17 protein-coding genes are annotated in these 23,555 nt (G+C 46.0%); 5 read left to right on the top strand and 12 right to left on the bottom strand.

The genetic code is table 11. The features are described from left to right. Nucleotides 1–20: 20 nt before the first annotated feature. Both ACZ5DR_RS13680 and ACZ5DR_RS13675 read right to left on the bottom strand, forming a co-directional pair. Nucleotides 21–1,022: an iron-siderophore ABC transporter substrate-binding protein gene (locus ACZ5DR_RS13680; RefSeq protein WP_377367124.1), complete on the bottom strand. Its 1,002-nt coding sequence runs from the start codon at nt 1,020–1,022 to the stop codon at nt 21–23. A 128-nt stretch (nt 1,023–1,150) separates the two neighbouring features. Further along, nucleotides 1,151–3,262 carry a TonB-dependent siderophore receptor gene (locus tag ACZ5DR_RS13675; protein WP_377367122.1) on the bottom strand — a complete coding sequence of 704 codons (2,112 nt, stop codon included), beginning with the start codon at nt 3,260–3,262 and terminating at the stop codon, nt 1,151–1,153. Nucleotides 3,263–3,616: 354 nt separating this feature from the next. Here ACZ5DR_RS13675 and ACZ5DR_RS13670 point away from each other — a divergent pair, with 354 nt between their 5' ends. The 5 genes from ACZ5DR_RS13670 to ACZ5DR_RS13650 all read left to right on the top strand — a co-directional run bounded on the left by ACZ5DR_RS13670 (nt 3,617) and on the right by ACZ5DR_RS13650 (nt 12,592). Then, nucleotides 3,617–5,044, top strand: coding sequence for a lysine N(6)-hydroxylase/L-ornithine N(5)-oxygenase family protein (locus ACZ5DR_RS13670; protein WP_377367120.1), 1,428 nt, complete (start codon nt 3,617–3,619; stop codon nt 5,042–5,044). Next, complete coding sequence (locus ACZ5DR_RS13665; RefSeq protein WP_377367118.1) at nt 5,041–6,294, top strand: MFS transporter; 1,254 nt, start codon at nt 5,041–5,043, stop codon at nt 6,292–6,294. Before ACZ5DR_RS13670 ends, ACZ5DR_RS13665 begins: the two co-directional genes overlap by 4 nt. Continuing rightward, a complete protein-coding gene (locus ACZ5DR_RS13660) occupies nt 6,281–8,833 on the top strand; it encodes a GNAT family N-acetyltransferase (protein ID WP_377367116.1) in 2,553 nt (850 codons plus the stop codon). Before ACZ5DR_RS13665 ends, ACZ5DR_RS13660 begins: the two co-directional genes overlap by 14 nt. A gap of 212 nt (nt 8,834–9,045) precedes the next feature. Next, nucleotides 9,046–10,236: an aromatic ring-hydroxylating oxygenase subunit alpha gene (locus ACZ5DR_RS13655; protein WP_377367114.1), complete on the top strand. Its 1,191-nt coding sequence runs from the start codon at nt 9,046–9,048 to the stop codon at nt 10,234–10,236. Nucleotides 10,237–10,345: 109 nt separating this feature from the next. Further along, complete coding sequence (locus tag ACZ5DR_RS13650) at nt 10,346–12,592, top strand: Orn/Lys/Arg family decarboxylase (RefSeq protein ID WP_377367112.1); 2,247 nt, start codon at nt 10,346–10,348, stop codon at nt 12,590–12,592. A gap of 96 nt (nt 12,593–12,688) precedes the next feature. Here ACZ5DR_RS13650 and ACZ5DR_RS13645 read toward each other — a convergent pair whose 3' ends face one another. The 10 genes from ACZ5DR_RS13645 to ACZ5DR_RS13600 all read right to left on the bottom strand — a co-directional run bounded on the left by ACZ5DR_RS13645 (nt 12,689) and on the right by ACZ5DR_RS13600 (nt 23,541). Continuing rightward, entirely contained in the window at nt 12,689–13,537 is an 849-nt protein-coding gene (locus ACZ5DR_RS13645) for a transporter substrate-binding domain-containing protein (RefSeq protein WP_377367110.1), read from the bottom strand. A gap of 344 nt (nt 13,538–13,881) precedes the next feature. Further along, the gene (locus tag ACZ5DR_RS13640; protein WP_377367108.1) at nt 13,882–14,772 is read right to left on the bottom strand and encodes a copper resistance D family protein; all 891 of its coding nucleotides are present in this window, start codon (nt 14,770–14,772) and stop codon (nt 13,882–13,884) included. A gap of 15 nt (nt 14,773–14,787) precedes the next feature. Next, on the bottom strand, nt 14,788–15,135 hold the full coding sequence (locus ACZ5DR_RS13635; RefSeq protein ID WP_377367106.1) for a copper resistance CopC family protein: 348 nt from the start codon (nt 15,133–15,135) through the stop codon (nt 14,788–14,790). A gap of 64 nt (nt 15,136–15,199) precedes the next feature. Continuing rightward, nucleotides 15,200–18,349, bottom strand: coding sequence for an efflux RND transporter permease subunit (locus ACZ5DR_RS13630; RefSeq protein WP_377367104.1), 3,150 nt, complete (start codon nt 18,347–18,349; stop codon nt 15,200–15,202). A 9-nt stretch (nt 18,350–18,358) separates the two neighbouring features. Then, on the bottom strand, nt 18,359–19,900 hold the full coding sequence (locus ACZ5DR_RS13625; RefSeq protein WP_377367102.1) for an efflux RND transporter periplasmic adaptor subunit: 1,542 nt from the start codon (nt 19,898–19,900) through the stop codon (nt 18,359–18,361). Continuing rightward, complete coding sequence (locus ACZ5DR_RS13620; RefSeq protein WP_377367100.1) at nt 19,897–21,231, bottom strand: TolC family protein; 1,335 nt, start codon at nt 21,229–21,231, stop codon at nt 19,897–19,899. Before ACZ5DR_RS13620 ends, ACZ5DR_RS13625 begins: the two co-directional genes overlap by 4 nt. Nucleotides 21,232–21,299: 68 nt before the next feature. After that, nucleotides 21,300–21,689, bottom strand: coding sequence for a hypothetical protein (locus tag ACZ5DR_RS13615; RefSeq protein WP_377367098.1), 390 nt, complete (start codon nt 21,687–21,689; stop codon nt 21,300–21,302). Nucleotides 21,690–21,883: 194 nt separating this feature from the next. After that, nucleotides 21,884–22,210: a DUF6488 family protein gene (locus ACZ5DR_RS13610; protein ID WP_377367096.1), complete on the bottom strand. Its 327-nt coding sequence runs from the start codon at nt 22,208–22,210 to the stop codon at nt 21,884–21,886. A gap of 26 nt (nt 22,211–22,236) precedes the next feature. After that, nucleotides 22,237–22,776, bottom strand: coding sequence for a hypothetical protein (locus ACZ5DR_RS13605; protein WP_377367094.1), 540 nt, complete (start codon nt 22,774–22,776; stop codon nt 22,237–22,239). A gap of 6 nt (nt 22,777–22,782) precedes the next feature. Beyond that, nucleotides 22,783–23,541: a HupE/UreJ family protein gene (locus ACZ5DR_RS13600; RefSeq protein ID WP_452600455.1), complete on the bottom strand. Its 759-nt coding sequence runs from the start codon at nt 23,539–23,541 to the stop codon at nt 22,783–22,785. Nucleotides 23,542–23,555: the final 14 nt, after the last annotated feature.

Raw genomic sequence — 23,555 nt, 5'->3', positions numbered from 1 at the left:
CTAAAAGTAGGAACCCCAGATCATGGCGTTGCCATAACAGGGGTATTTGGGTCGCCATCAATGGCTTGTTCAATCAGTGGCACCAAGGTGTCGATAGCAACAGGCAAACTCAGCAGACTGCCATATGAAATAGCGCCATTTAGGTTGGATGAGGTAGAGAGAAAGATCTCCCGGCCTTCTTTGTAAGCCCGTAAATGGGGGCGTAACACGAGGGATTCGATCTTTTCTTTCGCACCTTCTCCGGTGTACCAAAACAGCACATCTGCATCCAACAGAGGAAGTTGCTCTTCTGAGATGGTGGTATAAAAGCTTCCTTTCTCGCTAAGGGCTTGAATGCTTGGGTCCACTTGTAATCCCAGCTCTGTTTTCAACCGGACAGTTACGTCTTCATGGGAGTAAACTCCGACACTGCCATTCCAGTAAGTGGCCATGGCGAGAGTTTTATTGGGCCAATCTGGGTGCCCCTGCTTCACGTTCTGTATCTTTGTTTTAATTGAAGCAATCAGGTCCGCAGCTTCTTGCTCCTTATTCACGACCTTGGCAACAATCTGAGCACGCTCTTCCCAGGTCAACATATACATACCAACTCCTTTTGGAGCAGCCACCACGGGGGCTATCTTGCTCAATTGTTGGTAATCTTCTTTTGAGATCCCAGAGCGTATGGCGATGATCACATCAGGGTTGGTTTTAGCGATTTGTTCGTAATTTAGCTCTCCTCTGATCACCTCAGGAGTGCTATTGAGATAGGGCTGTGCCCAAGGCCAGACGCCCTTCTCATTGTCTCCAAACCAATAACGCACGGTTAAAGGCTGATAGCCAAGGGCGAGCAAGTTATCACCACCTCCCCAGTCCACAGTTGCCACCCGTGTTGGCTGTTCTGGAATCACGCTGGTACCGAATTTATGCTCTAGTGTCAGAGGGTACTCAGTTGCCATACTCCACATGGAGCACAGCAGCCCCAAAGCAGCCAAGAGATATCGAGGGATGTGTAAGGTCTTGATGGCTTTAAATGTCATTATCATGTTTCACTCTCAATCGTCCCAATCGCAACAAAGGCGAGCACACTCAAAAGGGGAAAATGAGTGTCTCGCCTACTATTACTCACACTTTATCTAAACAGGGTCGACAACCGGCCCACCCCATAGCCGCATTAATAGGTCCAAGTCACCGTCCCTAACACAGAACGGCCAGGGCCGTAGTAAGATTGTCCCCATTGTGGGCTTTCACGGTACTTCTCATCCCCAATGTTTTTAATGTTAAGAGCGACATTCCAGTTCGGATTGATATCGTATTGACCAAAGACATCCACCAGCGCATAACTGCCTTGTACTTCTTTTCCGTTGTAGTAGATTTCGTTTTGCCAGTTCACCCCTGTTCCTAGGCGCAAACCCTCCACTTGAGGCAATTGATAAGCCACAGCCAAACTAAACTGCTTCGTAGGGATATAAGTCCGGGCCTTTTCGCCGTCCTCGTCTTCGATACGTACCGTGGTGAAACCAGCACTCACATTTAAGCCATCTACTAGCTCACCAGATAACTCCACCTCATAGCCTTTACTCTTATAAGTAACGCCTTCGTAGATATTCAAACCACTGGTTGTATCGCGGGAAACGTATTCGCCAAAGTTGTCTTGTTGGGAGCCAAAATGGGCTAAGGTTAGTATCGCTCGGCCATCATACAACTCCTGCTTCACACCGAACTCATAGCTATCACCTTCTACCGGTCCTAGAGGATTTAGGTTTTCATCGACCCAAGTTTGCGCCTTGAATACCTTGCTGTAGCTACCGTATAACAAGGTTCCAACCATGGCCTCGTAGGTCACCCCAACGTAGGGGACTACTTCGCTAGCGGAGGCATCTTGGTTACTACCATAGCTGATCCCTGATTGGTCTATGTCGATTGCGCGAGCACCAAGCAATACGGCAAGGTCGTCATTCATTTTTAAGCGAGTGGACAGGTAGTAGGAATCTTGAGTCTGTTCGATGTCAGTAGATTGTGTGCTGGCGTCATAAGTATCAAAGTCAGGACGCGCTACACTGCCATCAGCCCAATCAGAACCAATCGGATCGTAACGCCAAGCAGAGGCGTAAACAGTTCGCCCAGTGAGCTCTATGTCGGCCATGTTTACACCCGCAACTAACTCATGATCTTGCCCCCAAGCAGAGAAAGTGCCCGATACAAATAAGTCGACTATCTGTTCTGTTTCCTTGGCTTCATAATAACTTGCATCGGCAGTCAGTCCTGTTCCCGTTTCACGATCAGGGCTCCCAGTCGTATAGAAGGATTCCCATTCTTTTTCACGCACATCACGGGTGTAGATCGCTTTTGCCATCCAGTTAGAATTGAGATCGTGCTCCAGCTCTAAGAAGGTTCGAGTTTGAGTCACATCTTGATAGGCCCAATCTGGCGCAGTACTGGTTGATCGGCTGTAACTGGTTAATGAACCATCACTGTAAAACAAGGGCAAGGCACCGGAGGTATTACCATCCGCATGACTGTCATTAATACTATGGCCAATGGCATAGCGGGTGGACTCTGTGATGTCGCCACTTAAAATCCCATAAAAGACTTCACGTTCTTCGGAATAGCGATCTAGGTAGGAGTCTCCTTCTTCTTTCGCGACAACAATACGGCCTTTCACCTTGTCACCCACAATAGAGCCAGACACATCCCCTTCAATACGATGCTGATTCCAGCTACCGGCAGAAGCTTTGACAGATGCCTGAGTCTCTTCAGTAGGACGCTTACGTACGTAGTTAATTGTGGCAGAAGGGTTAGCCAAGCTGGTAATCAAACCAGTAGCGCCTTTAACTACCTCGACTTGTTCATAGATGGCGGTGTCTTCTTGCCCTTGAGTCAAACCGTACGAGAAAGGCACCCCGACGCCATCGTATTGGAAGTTCACGATATCGAAACCGCGGGCCGTGTAATAAGTACGATTCGTTTCAACGTTTTCGACGGTCACCCCAGGAGCATATTGAAGCAAAGCCGCTACATCAGTTATTGCCAAATCATCCATCTGATCTTCACTGATCACAGACACAGTTTGCGGCGTTTCATACACTGACAAGTTTAATTTGGTGGCTGATTTGGTCTCTTCCGGCTCCCCATACACATACAGTGGACCCAAGGTTGTTAGTTCAACATTGTTGGTCTCTTCGGCATTTTCGGCTTCTTGTTCCGCTGCCTTAGCATTTACCGCGACACTCACTGTAATCGCAACAAGTGATGGCACCAACATCCCATTTTTGGGAAATCTCATATTCTGCTCCTAGCTCAATTAGACATTATTTTTAGAACTTGATCTCAATTTCACAGGGCAGTTTTTATTATAAATGATAATCATACTCAAATAATAATGTTTACTATTTCTTTATATTTGCATTTCTTACACATTGTTAAAAATTGACTCAGGCTCAACGAGTAGACATAAGCCAATGATAAAAAAGAAAATTATTTTTCATTCAGAAAAATAAAATGTAAGAAATCCGGGGAATTGAGCAAAAAAGAAGACAGTTTTCTATAAGTGTTTTTTATGATTGATACAAAACAAATACGAATGATAACGTTTATCATTATTGTTTGTCAGATTGCTAAACACGAGGGATCTAGCACCATGGAAACTATCAATCGCACTGCCCCACTCGACTACCTTTGCATCGGATTAGGACCTTTCAATCTAAGCTTTGCCTGCATGGCAGCCCCCATAGAAGGATTAAACGGGAGAGTCCTTGAGCAATCGTCTGAATTTAATTGGCATCCAAATATGCTGATTGATGGCACAACTCTGCAAAACCCCTTTTTAGCCGACTTAGTATCCATGGCGGATCCAACCAGTCCCTTTAGTTACTTAAATTACTGTAAGCAGCAAGGCCGGCTTTATCAGTTTTACATTCGTGAAAAATATTATCTTAGTAGAGCGGAATACAACCGTTATTGTCGCTGGGCAGTAGATCAACTAGACACCATCAAGTTTTGTCATACAGTGACCGATATTTCATACCTAAGTCACTATGAATGCTATGTGGTACGTGGCTGTCAAACACTCGCCGACGACAGCGTTCAGCCGTTTCAATACTTTACTAAAAAGCTCATTATTGGCGTCGGTAGTCTGCCTCAGTTCCCTGCTTCGGTAGCCCATCAAGTACAGCAGCTTAAAGCCAACACCCCTCAACGATTACTCCATACCAGCGACTATTTACGCCATAAAGAAGCCCTAAAAGAATGCCAAGAGATTACCGTAATAGGCAGTGGCCAAAGCGGGGCCGAGGTATTTTATGACCTGCTAAGTGATAGCGCAGAACACCAATATCGCCTCAATTGGGTGACTCGATCACCACGCTATTTCCAGATGGAAACCGCCAAACTTACCCTAGAGCTGATCACCCCTGACTACGCGGAATACTTTTATGACTTATCCCCTAGAGTGAAAAACCAAGTCCTAAAAGACCATAAAAGTCTGTACCAAGGGATCAATGCGTCTCTCATTGACCAAATCTACGATGCTTTAGATGATAACCATCATAGTCAAGCTTGTGAGGTTAGGTTACTGCCTAACTTGGAGTTATTAGACATTGCTATGGCGCCGTCTAATGAAACCTTCCGACTACGCTTTAAACATCATCAAGATCAGGCGGAATACTCTCATCAAACCCATGCCGTAGTATTTGCTTCGGGCTATGGCCCCAAACTGCCTAGTTTCATCCATGGCATAAAAGATCGAATTCAATGGGATGACAATGGTGATTATCAACCCAATCGCAATTGGTCTGTTGATCTATGTGGCAATGAAATCTTTGTCCAAAATGCAGGGTTACAAGGACATGGTATTACCAACCCTGATATCGGTATGGCCTGCTATCGAAATGGACGTATTCTCCATGCCATTACAGGAGTTGATTACTACCCAGCGGAAGCCAACACCAGCTTCCAAACCCACCAACCTAACAATGACAGTAGCTTCAAAAAGATCACCGTAAGCACCAACACAGATAGCACACTCCATACGACAGCCCACCTAACTGACACAATGGAGACCGCATGAGCTTGCGTAGCGCGATCTTAGTCATGTCCGCATTGGGTGTGATCAGTGATTCCATTTTAATTGCCTTCTACCCGCAATTTTTCGAGCTTAGATACGGCAGTACCAGTCCCATATTGGTAGGCAGTTACATTGCGTCCATCTCTATTGCCGTCATGTGTACCCTGCCCTTTTGGGCAAGACTGGCATTGAAAGTCGAAACCATGCATTTGTTGCTTTGGACGCAACTGGCTGCAGGGCTTTTAGGCGTTATCAGTGCCTTTGCACCGACTGTTGCTAGCTATTGGGCCATCACCATGGTGATGTTTATGACCAAAGCCAGCTATCTGCTGATGTTTCCGTATCTGATGCGACTAGAAAAGCACGAGGACCATGGTCATGTAATTGGTTTACTGTCTGTCATTATCCATATCGCCGGTATTATGGCGGCCACATTTGGCGGCTGGAGTTTACAACATTTTGGCTCAACCACGTCTATTCTGGTCATGGCCGCTGGGGACTTTTGTCAGATGGCCATCTGTTACTACCTGATTCAATCAAACAAGGTCATACACACAAATCAATCCGACATCCCCATCGAAAAAGACCTTCCCTCTAGGGATCAATCGAATGGAGAAACAGCGGCTACTTTATCTAGCCCTCAACAGGCAACCAGCCGTCGGATCATGGCATTAGCCAAACTCTGTCTGATCATGTTGGTGTTCGATTTCAGTGCTTACTTGATCCGTCCTTTCTTCTCTGTCTATTGGGAAGATGTGAGCGGCTTACCGGACCGAGCCATCACAGGGGCAGTATTCGCCATTCCCGCGTTGGCAGCCCTGTTAGGGCTTTGGGCTAACAAGCTTGCTGACCGAGGGAAGCTGCCCAAAATGAACCACACTTTGTTAAATCTAATGCTAGGTGTGGTTGGCCTAGCCATGCAATCCACCGACTCCATCGCCAGTATTCTGATAGGACGCTTCTTATTTGGTTGGGGGCTGTTCCAGATCATCGTCAAACTGGAAGTGACCTTATTCAAGATCAGCTCTCCAGAGTATTACGCCCGAGACTTTAGCGTGACTAACTTTTGCCAAAACCTGGGGGTTTTATTGTCCTCTTTCGGGGCGGGTTACGTGGTCAGCATTCTGGGCATTCAACAAACTTTTGTGATAGCAGCCATCGGCTTCGTTGTCACGGCCATCGCCTGCAAAGCCCTGTTAAACATGGATCAAGCCACACCACCAAAGGAGCCCGTATCTGATGCAATCTCTTAATTCACGGCCAAACTCCACCACTGTAGACCCGCAAGACCTTAAGTTTGTGCCCCTGGACTTGGATCGCCATATCGAACTGATACAACCATGGTTTCAGTTGCCTTATGCCAATTATTGGGGAATGCAAGGCATGTCCGTTGAGGAAACCCGGGCGACCTATAAAGCCCACATAGAAAGCGGCCACTTTCGGGTATTTATTGGTTTTTATAAAGACCAACCGAGTCTAGTACTAGAAACCTATGACCCGAATCTAGACGAAATCAAAGACTTATATTCCGTTATGCCTGGGGATATTGGAATGCACTTCTTTGTTGCTCCAGCCACTCAACCTATCCATGGATATACCCTGGCATGGATGCAACAAGCCATGCATTGGATTTTTGAAGAGCTTGGTGCCAGCCGTGTGGTGGTGGAGCCGAGCATCCACAACGAGAAAATCCACCGCCTCAACCTAGATGTTGGGTTCACCTATGCCAATGGTATTCAAATGGCGTCCAAAGTTGCCATGTTGGCATTCTGCTCCCCTCGGGATTTTTATCACTCACTAAAGGAGACCCCTAACCTTCCCCCTAAGAATGACAGATTTCACTCCCATCCTCGTTACGAAAACGCTCTGAAAATGATAAATGGACTGAAGGAAACAATCGCTATGTCACACCCACAATCACGCAATATGGACCTATCTTTAGGCGATGAAGCTCGCAACGTAGCAGGGCATCTAACCCCCATCATTTGGCAAAAGGTCAACCGACACCTCGTCTGCAAAGCCATTTCAGAATTTAGCCACGAACAACTCTTTGTACCCGCGCTCATTAAGGGATCAAACTCGGATAACTGGGCCACGTACCAACTCACCTCCGACTTGGGCCAGCGCCACTATGTGTTTAAGGCCAAAAAGATGGCATTGCGACATTGGCGAATTGATCCCCAAAGCATCACTTGTCTGGAGAAAGACAGTCACACTGATGTAGATGCCCTACGCTTTATCATTGATTTTAAGGCCACGTTAGCCATTCCAGAAGACAAGCTACCAATCTACCTTGATGAAATCAGTAGCACCTTATACGGTGCCGCCTATAAAGAAAGTAACAGCCATTTTGATAGTCGATCACTGGCAAATGCTGACTACCAAACCATTGAAGCTGCCATGACAGAGGGTCACCCTTGCTTTGTCGCCAACAACGGGCGCTTAGGGTTTGACGCTTTCGATTACCGCCAATATGCCCCTGAAACCGGTCAGGCATTTAACGTTACTTGGATTGCAGTCAATAAGAGCAAAGCCGTCTATAGCTGTATCCCTGGACTGGAATACGAGGACTTAATTAAACAGGAACTTAGTGCCGCAAAGTTAGAGCAGTTTGAATCCATTCTGACAGATCGAGGTTTGAGCACCGAAGACTATATTTTAATGCCGGTTCACCCTTGGCAGTGGTTTAATAAGATCAATATTGTCTTTGCGGCCGAAATTGCCAAACAAGACATCGTCCCCCTAGGCGAAAGCGACGACCTATATAAAGCACAACAATCCATCAGAACCTATTTTAATGTCACCGACAGCCACAAAAACTACGTTAAAACCTCCCTTTCCATATTGAACATGGGGTTCATGCGAGGTTTGTCCCCTTACTACATGGAAGGGACACCCAAGATAAATGCCTATCTCAATGAGATCATTAGTCAGGACCCTATTTTAAAACAATTCGGCTTTAGCATTCTTCAAGAAGTTGCCGCTGTGGGATACCGCAACCCTTACTTTGAAGCCGCCTGTAAGAAAGATAATCCTTGCAAAAAAATGCTCTCAGCCTTGTGGCGTGAAAGTCCAATCAAGCAACTAAAAGACGGTGAGAGCCTCATGAGCATGACCGCACTGCTCCATAAGGACACTGATAACCAATCCCTTTTAGTAGAATTAATTAAACGTTCTGGACTGACCCCGACAGCATGGCTGTCCCAATACCTTAAGGCGTTTTTTCAACCGCTACTGCATTGCTTTTACGCTTATGACTTGACCTTTATGCCCCATGGGGAAAACCTCATTTTGGTCCTTAAAGACCATGTTCCAAGTCGCGCTATTATGAAAGACATCGCAGAAGAAAGTGCCATCTTGAATACCGAGGTCTCACTGCCTGCTGACATCGCACGCTTAGCAGTAGAGGTCCCTGAGGAGTATAAAATTCTGGGGATCTTCATTGACGTATTTGACGGTTATTTCCGACATATGAGCCATATTCTAGAGGAATCCGGTACGTTAACTGGGGACGATTTCTGGGGGCTGGTGGCGGACTCTGCCATTGCCTATCAAGCGCAACATCCCGAATTACAGGACAAATTTGAATCCAGAAACCTGTTTGCCCCAGACTTCTTACACTCTTGTTTGAACCGCTTACAGCTTAAAAATAACCTTCAAATGGTCGACCTAGCTGATCCCGCATCGAGCTTAATCATGGCGGAGCCTTTACCCAACCCCATCGCACCATTCGCACCGGGTGCTAACCGTAAAACCCAGTCCAGCACAGTCACTGAGCAGGCACTGGCTTAACCAGCCTAAATAGGAACAAACCACGCACGCTAGAAGCGTTAGTGGGATATCAAGGAATAAGATTGTGTGCACAAGGATGTGCCCTACTCATTGAGTTGCCATAACTTCGGCATCTATATCGCCCCTTTGGGGGTGATAGGCTTTGTTGTGCGCGACATTCAGTTTGCTTCCTTTGCTACTTCGTTAATGAGAAGACAATTAAGGACTTGATCATGAATACTTTTGCTCTATTAGAAAGCCGTTTAGCGAATTTTGACGCCATAAAAACCCGAAGCAATCTACAGACGCCCAAAACACAACTGCCCATAAACGCCTACTGCAGTGAAGCGATTTTTAAAGAAGAGCAGAGACGCATCTTTGACCAAGCCTCCCTATACGTAGGTAATCAACGCTTAGTGCCTGAGCAGGGAGACTGGTTAGCTCTTCCCCAAGAGGACAACGGTCGAGTTCTGATCCATAACGCACATGGGGTACAACTACTCTCTAATGTTTGTCGCCACCGACAGGCCATCATGCTCGGAGATGCAGACCAGCTCGTACGCCCATCCATCCCAAACCGCGGCAACTTAGGAGGAGCCAACGCAAGGATTCGCTGTCCTTTACACGCTTGGACCTACAATGATACAGGCAAGTTGATCGCTGCCCATAAAATGACACCCACACCTTGTAAACATTTAGATGCCTTCCCTTTGCAATCCTTATCCGGGTTTTTATTTGAGGGCAAACGAGATGTGAAAGGAGATATTGGTCACTGGTTTGACCTGCCGGAATTTGACTTTTCTGACTACCAACTTGGCCATGTGGAGCTTCATTCCTGCCACTGTAATTGGAAGACCTTTATTGAAATATACAATGAGGAATACCACATCGCGCCCTTCCATCCAGGCCTAAGGAAGTATGTGGAGTGCAACCAAATTGATTGGGAATTCTCTGACTGGGGCAACTTGCAACGGGTAGGCATTAACCCAAACCTTCGGACCGGAGGCACAGAGCTGTACGAAAAATGGCACCAAGCGCTGCTACAACACACAGGAGGAACCCCGCCTAATTTTGGTGCCATGTGGGCAGCGTATTACCCTACCCATATGATAGAGGTCTACCCCTACGCATTGGCCATTTCCACCCTCTATCCACAAGGGGTTCACGAAACCCTTAATCTGGTTGAGTTTTACTACCCCAAACAACTATTGGAAGACTTTCCTGAATTAGTAGAGTCCCATCACAAAGCCTACATGGAAACCGCTGCGGAAGACGATGAAATCGCCGAGCGAATTGATGCAGGCCGTCGTGCACTTTATCAAAGATCACGCAACGAAGACGGCCCTTATCAAACCCCATTAGAAGACGGAATGCCCCACTTTCACCAGTGGTACCGAGACATGATGGGCGATGCCCTTGCGTAGCCTTCATTTCCCGCTACCACCAGATACGCTTTTAACTATGGAAATGCCCTTGGACAAACTCGGCGCCTTTAGTGTTCGCCCCGTCCTTCGGCTAATTTAAGGAGCCAACATGTTCCCGCTACTGCCTATTAGCATTCTTTGCCTGACACCCGATTCTGACGTCAGTGTGCCCATCGAGCTGACAAGCCTAACCCAAGCGATTCAAGATCTGGGGGGCGAAAGCCAGCTTTATCAATACCCTAGTCAACAAGCGACTTTAATTAATCAAATTCACAAATCCGCCTTGCTGCTCATAACCATGGTTCATTATCCCCCCATTGAAACCACTTCTGACCCCACATGGGTAGCCTTACGCCATTTGATCGAAAACCTTCGCCAAGAATCTACTAACATTCCGATTGTACTAATGCATGACCAATCCAACCCCCTTCCAACTGTATTATTAGAGGAATTTACAGGTGTCATAGGAAAGCATTACGAGTCCCCTGAGGAGCTGGCCACTCAGCTAATGGGGGAGGCAAGACACGCCATGTTGCAGTGGGCGCCACCTTTTTTTAAGGCTTTAATGCAATACAGCGATGCCAATCCCGCCTCATGGCATTGCCCTGGACATTCCGGCGGTGCGGCGTTTGCTCGACACCCTATTGGACAAGCGTTCCATGATTTCTTTGGTGAAAATATGTTTCGCGCTGACGTGTGCAATGCGGTAGAAGATCTGGGTCAGCTACTCGACCATAGTGGCCCCATAGCAGAGAGTGAACGTAAAGCAGCTGAAGTTTTCCAAGCGGATCATCTTTATTTTGTGACGAATGGCACATCCTCATCCAACAAGATTGTGTGGCACAGTCATATCTCTGTGGGGGACATTGTCGTGATTGATCGCAATTGCCATAAATCCATCCTACACGCAGTCATCATGACCGGGGCAATTCCTATCTTTTTAAACCCTGTCCGAAACGGATTAGGCATGATTGGCCCCGTTCCCAAAGAAGCCTTCTCTTGGAACAACATCATGATGATGTTGCGAGACAATCCCCTTGTGACAGATAAAAACCAAACACCAAAGCTTATTTCTATTACTCAATGTACCTATGATGGGGTGTTGTACAACGCAGATTCAATTAAGCAAACCTTGGATGGCTATGTAGAGGTTATGCATTTTGATGAGGCTTGGTCACCTCATACCTCCTTTCACCCTTTTTATGAGGGATATCATGCTGTCAACAAAGACACTCGTTGTGATCATTCATTAGTCTTCTCAACTCAATCGACCCATAAGCTGCTGGCTGGATTATCCCAAGCGTCACAAATCTTAGTGCAACATGGCAAAACCCGCCCATTGGATCACCATAGATTTAATGAAGCCTATCTCATGCACACTTCCACTAGCCCCCACTATCCAATCATTGCCTCTTGCGACATCACCTCCGCCATGATGACTCAACCCAGTGGTGCCAAGCATATGGAGGACGTCCTTGCAGAAGCCATAGGATTTCGAAAAAAAATGCAGGCGCTTAAGGATGACTATAAAGAAGATTGGTGGTTTACCCTATGGGGGCCAGACGTCTCAGATGATAACTCAGCCCCCCAATGGCAATTAACCAAGCACGCGAACTGGCATGGGTTTGATATTTCGGATGAGGCATTTAACTTATTAGACCCATTGAAAGTTACCGTTGTCACCCCTGGGTTATCCCTTGATGGCAGCTTTGATGAGATGGGCGTGCCAGCCGCCGTTGCGGCCAAGTTTCTCGCGGAAAACGGTGTTATCGTTGAAAAGGTTGGTATGTACTCTTTCCTCCTTCTATTCACCTTGGGAGCCACCCATCACCGCTGGCAAACACTGATTAGCGTAATACAGAGACTAAAACAGGCCATCGATGAGAATGCGCCGTTAATTGACGTCATGCCTAATTTTGTCGCTCAATACCCTCAATATAAAGATTGGGGCCTTAACACCCTGTGCCAAAAGGTTCATAACACCTATCGCGAAAGAGATTTCGCCCGAGTAACGCAAGACATCTACAGCACTTCTATTACCCCGGCCATGACGCCCAGCGAAGCCTATGCTCAACTTACTCGCGGCAACATCGAGCGCGTTCCCCTAGAGTCAATCAATGGCCGTATCACCACCATGCTCGTGACGCCTTATCCACCGGGAATCCCATTACTCGTACCAGGTGAACGCTTTAATGAAGCGGTTGTGGCTTATCTGCAAATGACCTGCTATTTCAACGACCGACTAACGGGCTTTGAGACTCATACACATGGCTTAGTGCAAATATCAGAAAACGGCACAAGCCAGTACTACGTTGATTGTGTTGTAGAAACCAGTCTGGCTGATGACTCTTTTTAAACCCTATGATACCTCCTAGGCTTCCGTAACGCCCCTTCCACGCCATAAAAAACGCCGCAACCTAAGGGTTGCGGCGTTTTTTAGTGTTTTAAAAGGCTAAGAAGACTTAATGGATATGTCCACACCAAACCACTTTTTCATTAATTCGGCATTGGTTCCATCTTGATTGATTTCCACAATGGCACTGTTAAAAGCCTCTTTAAGATCATTTTTCCCCTTTCTGACCACCACGTGAGCGGTACCTGAGCCAGCAACACCTCCCTTGAAGACAGGTCCTGACATTTTCAAGTTGGCCCCATCTTTAGATTCGAAGACGTCTTTAAAGGTTGTAACACTGGCAACCGCCACATCAATACGACCAGCATTTAATTCAAGGCTGAGCTGCTCAAAGGTTGGATAAAGTCGTACATCTAGGTTTTTAAAGTACTGATCAATAAAGCTGGAAGCGGTTGACCCTGTTTGGGCACCCAGCGTCTTTCCTTGAAAATCCTGCTCTAATTTGGAAATAGCCTGATTCGCTCCATCGAGATCAGAAGCAGACAGATCAAACGATAGATCCTCAAATCCTAAATCGGACAGATCATCATTTTTACGTACTAAAAAGCCATTTGGAGAGGCGGAATATGGGACAGAGAAATCAACGACCCGAGCACGTTGTTCGGTTAGTCCCACCGATGCAATGATGGCGTCATATTTACCCACTCTGAGACCGGGGATAATCCCATTCCATTCTTGGGAAATGATCTTGCACTTAACCCCTATACGTTGGCAAAGCACTTCCGCTAACTCAATTTCATAGCCACCCAAAGTGCCATCAGGTAAGACAAAATTCCACGGAGGATAAGCCCCTTCCGTCGCGATGGTGATTTCTTTAGGTAACGCAAAAGCACTCGTATTTGCCGCAAGCGTCAACGCAGACACGGCCATCAAAGCATTCCATTTCATTACTACACTCCCTGTGTAAGTTGCTGTATTGCATCAAAATTAAAGCAAAAAATAAGCCAAAACAGCGCTATCGGCAATTATTTAAGAGTGGTAAGAGAGATAAAAGGAAAATTAGAATGTTGATTGAAGCATAATGTGACAAATTGGCTAACGAAGAATCAATGAGTTACACAGATTTTTGAACAATAAAATGACAAAATATTGAACCATAAGCTGACAAATTTTCGTGATTTCAAATTTCTATAGCTTTTTCATGTAGTAATTTAATTACGAGTAGTTGTATCACTACTCATTCAGTAGATCACTTAAATCTCAGTATTTTGCCCTTCAGGAATGCAGATCGCCTAATGCAAAGCAACAAACGTTGAGAGATAGGCTGTTAATGCAAGCACTGTTGACATAAATAACATTTCAATTAAAAGGGATCGACGCATGCTGGGTAAAGAGTCTAATTGTGACAAGCGAGGGACTAGGTACCACTTATGAAACAAGGCCAATGCCAGCAGCAGGCTGACGAGTACTATTTTAGAAATAAGCAGCTGTCCATATTTTAAAGACCACCAGCTCTCCAGACCCAAATAGCTCAGCCCCATTACAACACCGCAGATGAGCAATAAAACCACAGGAACAGCGGCTAACTGGCCAAAGTATTCCAGAGTTTTCTTGATCGCTATTAAATCATTAGAACAAGTCACCCACCACAAAGGAACAACACTTCCAATCCACCAAGCAGCCGCTGCCACATGACACCAGAGGGTAAGGCTTATGTACCAAGACTGAGCCACTGAATGCCCAACTTGGCTATAACTGAGGATTAATAAAATAATGCCAAGCACACTAAATATGGATCGAACATTTAATAGATAGAACCAATATGATTCAGTATTACTGATTCGAGGAAAACTCTGCCCAATGAGTATTAACAAGTAACCAGATACGCTGTACTTTAGGTAGGATCCTATGGGTGTTTCGAGAAGAAATACCGCCATATCGCTATCGAAAGAGCGCCACCAACTGGCTTCTAATATGCCCCCCATTTGGGACCAGAAATATACAAAACTTAGGATGACTCCGAGCACTGCGCTAATGCAAATGTACCATTTCAGTTTGGCACTCAAAGCAGGCACATATTGACGAATGAGAAACAAAGATCCAGTACCGCCCACGACACCTGACAAGGCTAAATAGAGCCCCCAACGTGCCATAAATTGAATCGTTTCCCATTGCGACAACATGTGCCCTTCCTTAAATTAATGCTGCATAAAGCCGTAAGAGCCATCCATCATATGGCCATCATCACCCATTGCTTTCCAGTGGACGGTGTAAGTGTTTGGGGCAAGCTTGGGCAGTTTCACCATAATGTGTTCCGTAGCTGGCGCTGAACGATCTATGGATAAAGGAAGCGGTGCGCCGCCATCAGGAACAACCTTTAAGCTGACCAATTTCACAGGCGCTTTAAAATGCATTTCCACTCGCTCAGCTTGACTCATCATCATGGCACCGTCTTCTGGGTACATCATGCTCATCATGCCGTGTGAAAAGGCATTAGCAGACGCAACAAGCGCCAAGGAACTCACCAAATACGTTAGTTTTTTCATATGTCACCTCATTGATTAAATGAAAGGTGCCCTTCATGTAAAATGACGAGCACCTAGGTTCAGCTTATTCAGCTAAATCTGTGTTACTCGCCTGTTTTGTTAAGGTTGCCCTCTTCCAAATGTAGTAAACAACCGGCAAAACCAATAATGTTAGAACAACGGCGCTGATCATGCCGCCAACCATTGGCGCAGCGATACGGCTCATGACCTCAGATCCTGCCCCTGTGCCATATAAGATAGGAAGCAAGCCTACGATCACCGCCGCGGCGGTCATCATCACTGGTCGCACACGCATTCCCGCACCATGTAGCACCGCATGTCGAAGTGTTTCTTCCCGAGGCTCAACCCCTTTCTCGGCACAGGTTTTCTGAGTATCCCGCCAAGATTGGTTTAAATACACCAACATGATGACGCCAATTTCCACTGCAACCCCAGCGAGGGCTATAAATCCCACTCCTACGGCCACGGAGAAGTTAAAGCCATGGAGATACATTAACCAAACACTACCAACCATCGCTAATGGCAAAGTGCCCATGATAATGGCGACTTCAGCGATGTTCTTGAAGTTCAGGTACAGCAACACAATGATGATTAGCAGAGTTAAAGGCACCACATAAGTCAGCTTTTCCTTAGCTCGCTCCATGTACTCATACTGACCTGACCAGTTAATGGAGTACCCAGGGGGTATATCCACCTCTTGTGCAACGACTGCCTTGGCATGCTCAACATAACGGCCGATGTCCATGCCTTCAATATCAACAAACGTCCAGCCATTAAGACGAGCATTCTCACTCTTTAACCCCGGTGGTCCATCTTCCACGTAAACATTGGCAATATCTCCTAAAGCAATACTCTGACCTGTCGGTGTTACAATGGGCAAAAGAGACAGCTGCTCAGGGGAATCACGATAGTCTTGCGGGTATCGAATATTGATCGGATAGCGCTCCAACCCCTCCACGGACGTGGAGACATTAACACCACCTACCACTGACGCAATCAGCTCTTGAATATCGCGAATATTTAAACCATACCGAGCAGCTTTTTGACGTTGTATGTCGACCTTAATGTATCGGCCACCTGCAACCCTCTCAGAGTAAACGGATGCTGTCCCAGGTACAGGCCCCAGCACTTTTTCCAAACGCTGCCCAATGCTCTGGATGACATTCAAATCCGCTCCAGCAATCTTGATCCCTACAGGAGTTTTAATACCCGTTGCCAGCATATCAATGCGGGTTTTGATGGGCATGACCCAAGCATTAGTAATCCCGGGGATCTGCACTAATCCATCCAACTCTTGCTTTAGCTTGTCCGTGGTCATACCAGGGCGCCACTCTGAATGATCTTTAAGCTGAATGAAGGTTTCAATCATGGTCAATGGTGCGGGGTCTGTAGCGGTTTCCGCTCGCCCTACCTTGCCAAACACTGATTCCACTTCTGGCACTGTCGCAATTAACTTATTAGTTTGTTGGAGAACTCGGCGTGCTTCACCAATAGAAATACCTGGATACGCAGTTGGCATGTACATGAGATCCCCTTCATCGAGATTAGGGATGAACTCACTGCCCAATTTATCCAGCGGCCACATACCAATGGCCAGAACCGCCAAGGCAAGCATCAAGGTGGTTTTAGGAAATTTTAGAACCCCTTTTAACAGGGGCATATAGCCAGCAATCAGGAGTCGGTTTACTGGATTTTTATGTTCTGGTAATACCTTACCTCTTACAAAGTATCCCATTAGCACAGGAACTAATGTAATGGCCAAGGCGGCAGACGCTGCCATAGCATAGGTTTTGGTGTAGGCCAACGGGCCAAACATTCGACCTTCTTGGGACTCTAAGGTGAACACTGGCACAAAGCTCACAGTGATAATTAGCAAGCTAAAAAATAAGGCCGGCCCTACTTCAGACGCTGAACGTGCTACCACTTGCCATCTGTTGTCACGAGTGAGTGGCTCCCGCTCCATATGTTTGTGGAGGTTTTCGATCATCACGATGGCCCCATCAATCATGGCACCAATGGCAATCGCGATCCCTCCAAGGGACATGATGTTCGCGTTAATCCCCTGCCAATGCATCACGATGAAGGCTGTGAGAATTCCCACTGGTAAACTCACAATCGCCACCAGAGACGAGCGCACATGGAAAAGAAAGACAATACAGACTAGAGCCACGACCACAAACTCTTCTAAAAGTTTGGTCCATAGATTGTTAACGGCACGGTCGATGAGACCTGAGCGATCATAGACGGTGACGACTTCAACGCCCTCAGGAAGTCCTTTCTTAAGCTCTTCCAACTTGGCTTTTACACCATCAATGGTTCGTTGTGCATTTTCCCCAAAGCGCATCACAACCACACCACCAACAGCCTCTCCTTCGCCATTAAGCTCAGCGACGCCACGACGCATTTGAGGTCCAATCCCAATATCAGCCACATCCTTTAATGTGATGGGAATGCCTTTGTCATTAATACCAAGAGGAATGCTTTCTATGTCTTCGATACTCTGAATATAGCCAGTGGTGCGAACCATGTATTCCGCTTCAGCCATTTCAATTACAGACGCACCGACTTCTTGGTTACCTCGGCGAATAGCGTTCTGAATATGAGTTAAAGGCATATTGAGTGCCCGAAGCTTATCTGGGTTCACCCGCACTTGATATTGCTTCACCATACCGCCAATAGGCGCCACTTCTGACACGCCGGGTACCGTTTGTAATTCGTACTTCAGGAACCAGTCTTGTAATGAACGTAATTGACTTAAGTCCTGTTGCCCTGTGCGATCCACTAACGCATACAAATACACCCAGCCCACTCCTGTGGCATCAGGACCAAGCTGCGCTTTAGCATTATCTGGTAGCGACGGCGCAACCTGACTCAAGTACTCCAGCACTCGACTGCGAGCCCAATACATATCGGTATCTTCATTGAAAATAACGTACACATAGGAGTCACCGAAAAATGAATAGCCCCTTACTGTTTCAGCCCCTGGCACAGACAACATCGCCGTTGTAAGAGGATAAGTCACTTGATCTTCCACGACTTGAGGTGCCTGCCCTGGATAGCTTGTCTTGATAATCACCTGAACATCGGACAAATCAGGAATGGCGTCTACCGGTGTTTCTTTTAACGAAAAAAGCCCAACCGCCACTAACATAGCGCTGGCCAACAGCACCATAAATCGGTTGTGTATGGACCATCGAATAATTGCTTCAATCATAATGGCTCCTCACTGGGCATCTGCGTCATAGAAATCAGTCAAAGAGAAGCGTGTAGAGCTTTCTTTGGTAATTTCTAGCTGAATGTTTTTGCCCACAGGAAGCTCTGACAGTTCCACCCACTCGGCCACTTTGAAGTCCATGGTCATCTCAGGCCACTTCCAATCAGGAATCGCACTATGATCCACATTTACCTTTCGAGCGGCCTTATCAATGCTGTTGATTTTGCCTGCCACCCACACATTTTTAGGGGGCTCTGTTGAGCTGGTGTCTGACATATTAGCCATCGAATCATGAGCGGAATGGTCCATGTCAGAAGAGCTGTCTTCCACTGGTGACATACGCATAAAATCAGACGACTTGCTGGACTCAGAATCCAATAAGAACTGTGCCGAGGTGACTATCTGATCCCCTTGTTGAAGGCCAGACAAGATTTCCACGTCATCATCCCCATAGCGGCCAGCCGTCACAGCAATAGATTTGAACCTACCTTCGCCCAAGGCCAGAACCACACGATCCTGCTTGGCTCCGCGAATCAATGCTTCTTTAGGGATTAACAAAGTCGATTTAGATTCCTTGGCATCGATACTTAAGTGCGCATACATATTGGGCTTAAGTCGTAAATCCTTGTTATCTAGTCGAACACGAACCCGCACTGTGCGTGTCTTTTCATCGATATTTGGGTAGATAAAGCTAATTTGGCTTTGGAGCGTCTCCCCAGGTAAAAAGTCTGTCTGCGCTTCTATACTTTGCCCAACCTTGAGCAAATGTGCTTGACGCTCAAATACCTCAGCTTCTAACCAAAGCTCATCGAGGTCGGCGATAGACATAAGAGTCAAACCAGGAGTGATGTAAAAACCATCACGTATCCCTAAATTATCGATAACACCATTTTGGGGAGCAAAGAATCGAATCGTTTGTGAGACTTTTCGCTGACGCTTCAACTGAGCAACAAACGAGCTAGGCACTTGAAGTGAGCTTAATCGTTCTTCTGCTGCTTTAATCAAACGCTGATCATTCCTATTCAGAGCAAAAAGTAATTCTTCTTGAGCATTGACCAGTTCTGGAGAGTACAAATCATAAAGAGGGTCGCCTTTTTTGACAGGGTCCCCATTGGCAGTAACATAGAGTTTCTCAACCCAACCGTTTACTCTGGCATGCATGTGCACTAATCGGTCAGCGTTATAAACCAAATACCCCACCGTATTAACGGTCTGCTCTAATACGCCATTTTTAACACTCCCAGTGCGCACACCTAAGTTATTGACGACCTCAGGTGAAATAGCGACTGTTCCGGGCGAATTTTGCGCTGCATCGTCACCATAGAATGGGATCAAATCCATTCCCATTGGTGATTTCCCAGGCTTGTCCCGGCGATAATTCGAGTCCATTGGCGCAACCCAATACAGAGGCTCAGGCTCACTGTTAGCTGTTACATCCATGTCTGAAGCCCCTACTATGGAATTCATATTGGTAATGGGCAGAAAGTTCAAAGCACCATACGTCGCGGCACCGCCTACCACCATGGCAACTAGGTATCGACTAATACTCATTGTTGAGCTCCTTCTGCACTTTGTGTCGTTAGATATTCAAACTCTGCTCGTCGCTTTGCTTGCTCTGATTGCAGTTGAATCAACTCAATCTGGGCGTTCATCTGAGCAATCTGCGCCATAATGACATCTCGATATCCACTTTCATTTGAGCGATAGGCATTCAGCGCCACGTCAGTACTTTGTTGAAATCCAGGAATTAAGGTATGGGTGTACAGGGCGATACGCTGCCCCAAAAGAGCGAGATCTGCCTGTAGTGAAAGGACTTGAGATTTCAGCTCATTGAGCTTCAACTCACGGTCGTACAAAATTGCGGAGCTTTTTGAACTGGCAGCTTTGACGTTAGCATCTAACCTCTGACTAGAAAAAATAGGTAACGAGACACTCACACCGACAGAAGCCAGATCTGCACGCTCCCGGCCATTTGCGTCTTCTGCACGATAGCCGTAAGAAACGTTAACGCCCCACTGAGGTTTGTATTGTTGCTGAGCGATCTTACGATCAAAATCAGACACTTGATGCTGCAAGTCCAAAATCCGCACCATCGGATGATTTGTCAGAAGATTGAGATCATAATTCGAATCATCAAAAGCTCCGCCACTCTGATCTAGTTCCACAAACTCGTAGTGCTTGATCGATGCCATTTGCGGCAAATATTGTGTTAACCGTGCTTTGGTTTGGTTTAACGCTTGCTGTATTTGGAAACTGCGTTCGCCAATCTTTGCGATCTCAAGTTCGCTGTTGACCAAGGCCTGTTGGCCCACTTTGTTGTAAGCAGAGCTGTAATTCCCAGCAATGGACTCATTCAGGTTCAGTAATAACCCTTCATTAATTTTAAGCACTTGAAGGGTGGCATCATAACGATACATATCAGCCCAGACATTAGAGATCACCTGTCGGATTTGGGCTTTTCGGTTAATCCTTGCAAAAGCTGACTGGTCCGCCTTCACATTAAATTGCGAGCCACTTAAGGACAAAGTGCTGCCCGCTGGGAACTGCTGTGAAAGACCCACAACCACTTGAGTCATGGCCTCTTGATTTATATCGAAACTGTCAACAGGCAAATTTGCCATGCCTAAGGACAGCTTGGGATCAGGCAACGATTGTGCGGACTGCGAACGTGCTCGCATGGATTGTTCTTGATCTACACTGGATTGCAACCAAGGATCTTGCTGGATCGCAATGTCTATTGCTTGATGTAGAGTAAGGGTATCTGCTTGCGCAAATGCTGCGCCTAAACCCAATACACATGAAATGGCAAGGTTCTTTGGTTTACCAAACCAAAGACTTGCTGTACCACGCTCTTTGCGCAGTACAAAAATACGGTAAGTCATAAATTGGAGCTCTTTTAAATACGCGTTATCAACGACCTTGCATCACAAGCAAGGCAGTAAATCGATATTTACAGAGCACCTATCGGAGGCATGTAAGGGGAAGGCAGAAGCGCCGAAGTATAAAATTGAGAGTCCACTTTAACGGGCTCTGACGTATCTATTAAGGACTGATAGACACTTTCGGACACTGGAAAAGAAAAACCACCGCAGTGTAAATCACTGCATTTTGAGTGGTCGTGGTCTGGAGCATCCATATCCGCACCACAATGATCACTGCTCATGGATTCTTGGCACATAGCCCCGTGGCTAGAATGATCATGCTGAAGCATTTGCTCTGGGGCAGACATATCCCAATACATTGCGGCAGCACTAACAGAATTGAAAGAAGACAAAAGCACAGCAAATAGCACAAAGGCTATTGTAGCGATTTCTTTAGTCTTAAGTTTCAATTCAATCATCGTGATCCACTTAGCAGGTATCAGGTTGGCACCAATATAAACGAAGCAACATGAAATATGCAATTGATTAACGCATATTTAGTCCAACCTAAAGTTAAAAGCTACCGACAATCCATTATCCGGTCAGACACTATCAGAAAGTAATCATCTTATTAGATGGGTACCATCAGATCATATCTGACCGAACTGACAATTTACTTATTGAAGCTAACGTCTGAAGGATCACCATTTGGCTCTAAAGTCACAACAAGAACTTCACCTGTTTCTGGATTGGTCACTTCAAAAATGAAGCTTTTACTCGTCTTTAAAACAAGTTGTAAATCTTGCCCTTTCAGTTCTTTCCAGCTTTTATCTAGCTTACCTGCTTCAAACCCCATATCCTGAAATGTCATGCGTTGGACAGTTCGCGCAGCTGATGCTTTCGCGGCATCATCACCGACCATTCCGTGACTACCGTGAGCCCATACTCCAGTTGAACTCATACCCAATGTAATTAATGACGCAACTAAGATTTTTTTCATTTTAAGGATTCCTATTAATTGTATGTTTAAAGTAGATGTGGGTTTTGATACTCACCGCTGAAGAACAGCATGATATCTATTGCTTGGTCTGTATCATTTCTAAAATACCAACCATGACTACCTTCGAAAGGCGCGATAAAGCTACCTTTCATCTCATTTACTGTAGTAATGGTATAACTCTTAAAATAGCCTGTTGTGTCGCCTTTGGGCTCACCGTGCATATCAACATAGACCGCTCCCCCATTTGTGAACCACTCAAAGTCCACTTGATTACCTTCAATCATGACCATTTTGTATTCCAAGCCAGCTTTTGGAGGGATCGTTAGCTCTACAGCCTCTCCTGCTGAGTCAGAATTAGAACCTGCCTTTGCGTCATCTGCTGCCGCTTTTTTCTCGGCCAAGGACTCCGGTGACAACTCAGTAAGGCCTAAAGCTTTACCTACGCCCGTTGGATCTAAGTTGTATTCGGCTGGCAAAATCGCCGTAACTAAAAGCACTAAACCAACAATAATTGCGCCAGTAGTCGCTTTCCATAAAGTCGAAGATGAGATCTGTTCAGTAGTCATATATTTTTAACCTGCAAAATAACCCGTTAATTGAAAACCTGTCAGCATCACACCACACGCCATTAGCCCTGCGTTGGTCATGGTTGCAAAACGTTTAAATGAAGAAGAGTGTCTCCATGCTGCTATCAAGATCAGTACGATAGCTAGCGCGGCAAATTGGCCCATCTCAACGCCGATATTAAAGGCGATAAGATTCGTTAGAAGGCCTTCTTCTGGAATATGAAATTCCTGAAGTTTGGTCGCCAAGCCAAAACCATGGAACAAACCAAAAATCAGAACCATTGCTTTTGTATTAGGCTGGAAACCTAAGACTCTCTTAAACCCACCAAGGTTATCAAAGCCTTTGTATAACACCGAAAGACCAATAATGGCGTCAATTAAGTAAGCATTGACCTGAATGTTAGCCAGCACTCCAGTCATTAGAGTAATACTGTGGCCAAGCGTGAATAGGCTGACATATAGGAGTACGTCTTTGCTCTTAAACAAGAAGAAAATAACACCGATCAAAAACAGGATATGGTCATAGCCCGTGATCATATGTTTTGCACCTATGTATAAGAAAGGTACGAATTGCACGCCAGTATTCAGTTGTAGAAAACTGCGCGTATTGTCATCGACTCCGTGAGCGAATGCTGTACCACTGGCTAGAATGGCCATCAGTAGCAAGCAAAGCGATAAAGCTTCTCTTCGATAGCGTTGCGCCCCAAGAAAAAACCGATTATCAATCGGTTTTTTAATTGGCATGAAAGGTTGGTTCAATAGCATTGGTCACCTATAAA

The organism is Marinomonas vaga (genome assembly GCF_055388305.1).
Note: the sequence above shows the minus strand (reverse complement) of the source record. Positions and strands in the feature narration are given on the sequence as shown.

What these genes read in the sequence shown, in the direction of transcription:
- ACZ5DR_RS13650 (WP_377367112.1), top strand. Translation starts at nt 10,346, where the DNA reads ATGTTCCCGCTACTGCCTATTAGCATTCTTTGCCTGACACCCGATTCT.
- ACZ5DR_RS13645 (WP_377367110.1), bottom strand. Translation starts at nt 13,537, where the DNA reads ATGAAATGGAATGCTTTGATGGCCGTGTCTGCGTTGACGCTTGCGGCA.
- ACZ5DR_RS13680 (WP_377367124.1), bottom strand. Translation starts at nt 1,022, where the DNA reads ATGATAATGACATTTAAAGCCATCAAGACCTTACACATCCCTCGATAT.
- ACZ5DR_RS13675 (WP_377367122.1), bottom strand. Translation starts at nt 3,262, where the DNA reads ATGAGATTTCCCAAAAATGGGATGTTGGTGCCATCACTTGTTGCGATT.
- ACZ5DR_RS13640 (WP_377367108.1), bottom strand. Translation starts at nt 14,772, where the DNA reads ATGTTGTCGCAATGGGAAACGATTCAATTTATGGCACGTTGGGGGCTC.
- ACZ5DR_RS13630 (WP_377367104.1), bottom strand. Translation starts at nt 18,349, where the DNA reads ATGATTGAAGCAATTATTCGATGGTCCATACACAACCGATTTATGGTG.
- ACZ5DR_RS13660 (WP_377367116.1), top strand. Translation starts at nt 6,281, where the DNA reads ATGCAATCTCTTAATTCACGGCCAAACTCCACCACTGTAGACCCGCAA.
- ACZ5DR_RS13635 (WP_377367106.1), bottom strand. Translation starts at nt 15,135, where the DNA reads ATGAAAAAACTAACGTATTTGGTGAGTTCCTTGGCGCTTGTTGCGTCT.
- ACZ5DR_RS13670 (WP_377367120.1), top strand. Translation starts at nt 3,617, where the DNA reads ATGGAAACTATCAATCGCACTGCCCCACTCGACTACCTTTGCATCGGA.
- ACZ5DR_RS13620 (WP_377367100.1), bottom strand. Translation starts at nt 21,231, where the DNA reads ATGACTTACCGTATTTTTGTACTGCGCAAAGAGCGTGGTACAGCAAGT.
- ACZ5DR_RS13665 (WP_377367118.1), top strand. Translation starts at nt 5,041, where the DNA reads ATGAGCTTGCGTAGCGCGATCTTAGTCATGTCCGCATTGGGTGTGATC.
- ACZ5DR_RS13655 (WP_377367114.1), top strand. Translation starts at nt 9,046, where the DNA reads ATGAATACTTTTGCTCTATTAGAAAGCCGTTTAGCGAATTTTGACGCC.
- ACZ5DR_RS13615 (WP_377367098.1), bottom strand. Translation starts at nt 21,689, where the DNA reads ATGATTGAATTGAAACTTAAGACTAAAGAAATCGCTACAATAGCCTTT.
- ACZ5DR_RS13625 (WP_377367102.1), bottom strand. Translation starts at nt 19,900, where the DNA reads ATGAGTATTAGTCGATACCTAGTTGCCATGGTGGTAGGCGGTGCCGCG.
- ACZ5DR_RS13600 (WP_452600455.1), bottom strand. Translation starts at nt 23,541, where the DNA reads ATGCTATTGAACCAACCTTTCATGCCAATTAAAAAACCGATTGATAAT.
- ACZ5DR_RS13605 (WP_377367094.1), bottom strand. Translation starts at nt 22,776, where the DNA reads ATGACTACTGAACAGATCTCATCTTCGACTTTATGGAAAGCGACTACT.
- ACZ5DR_RS13610 (WP_377367096.1), bottom strand. Translation starts at nt 22,210, where the DNA reads ATGAAAAAAATCTTAGTTGCGTCATTAATTACATTGGGTATGAGTTCA.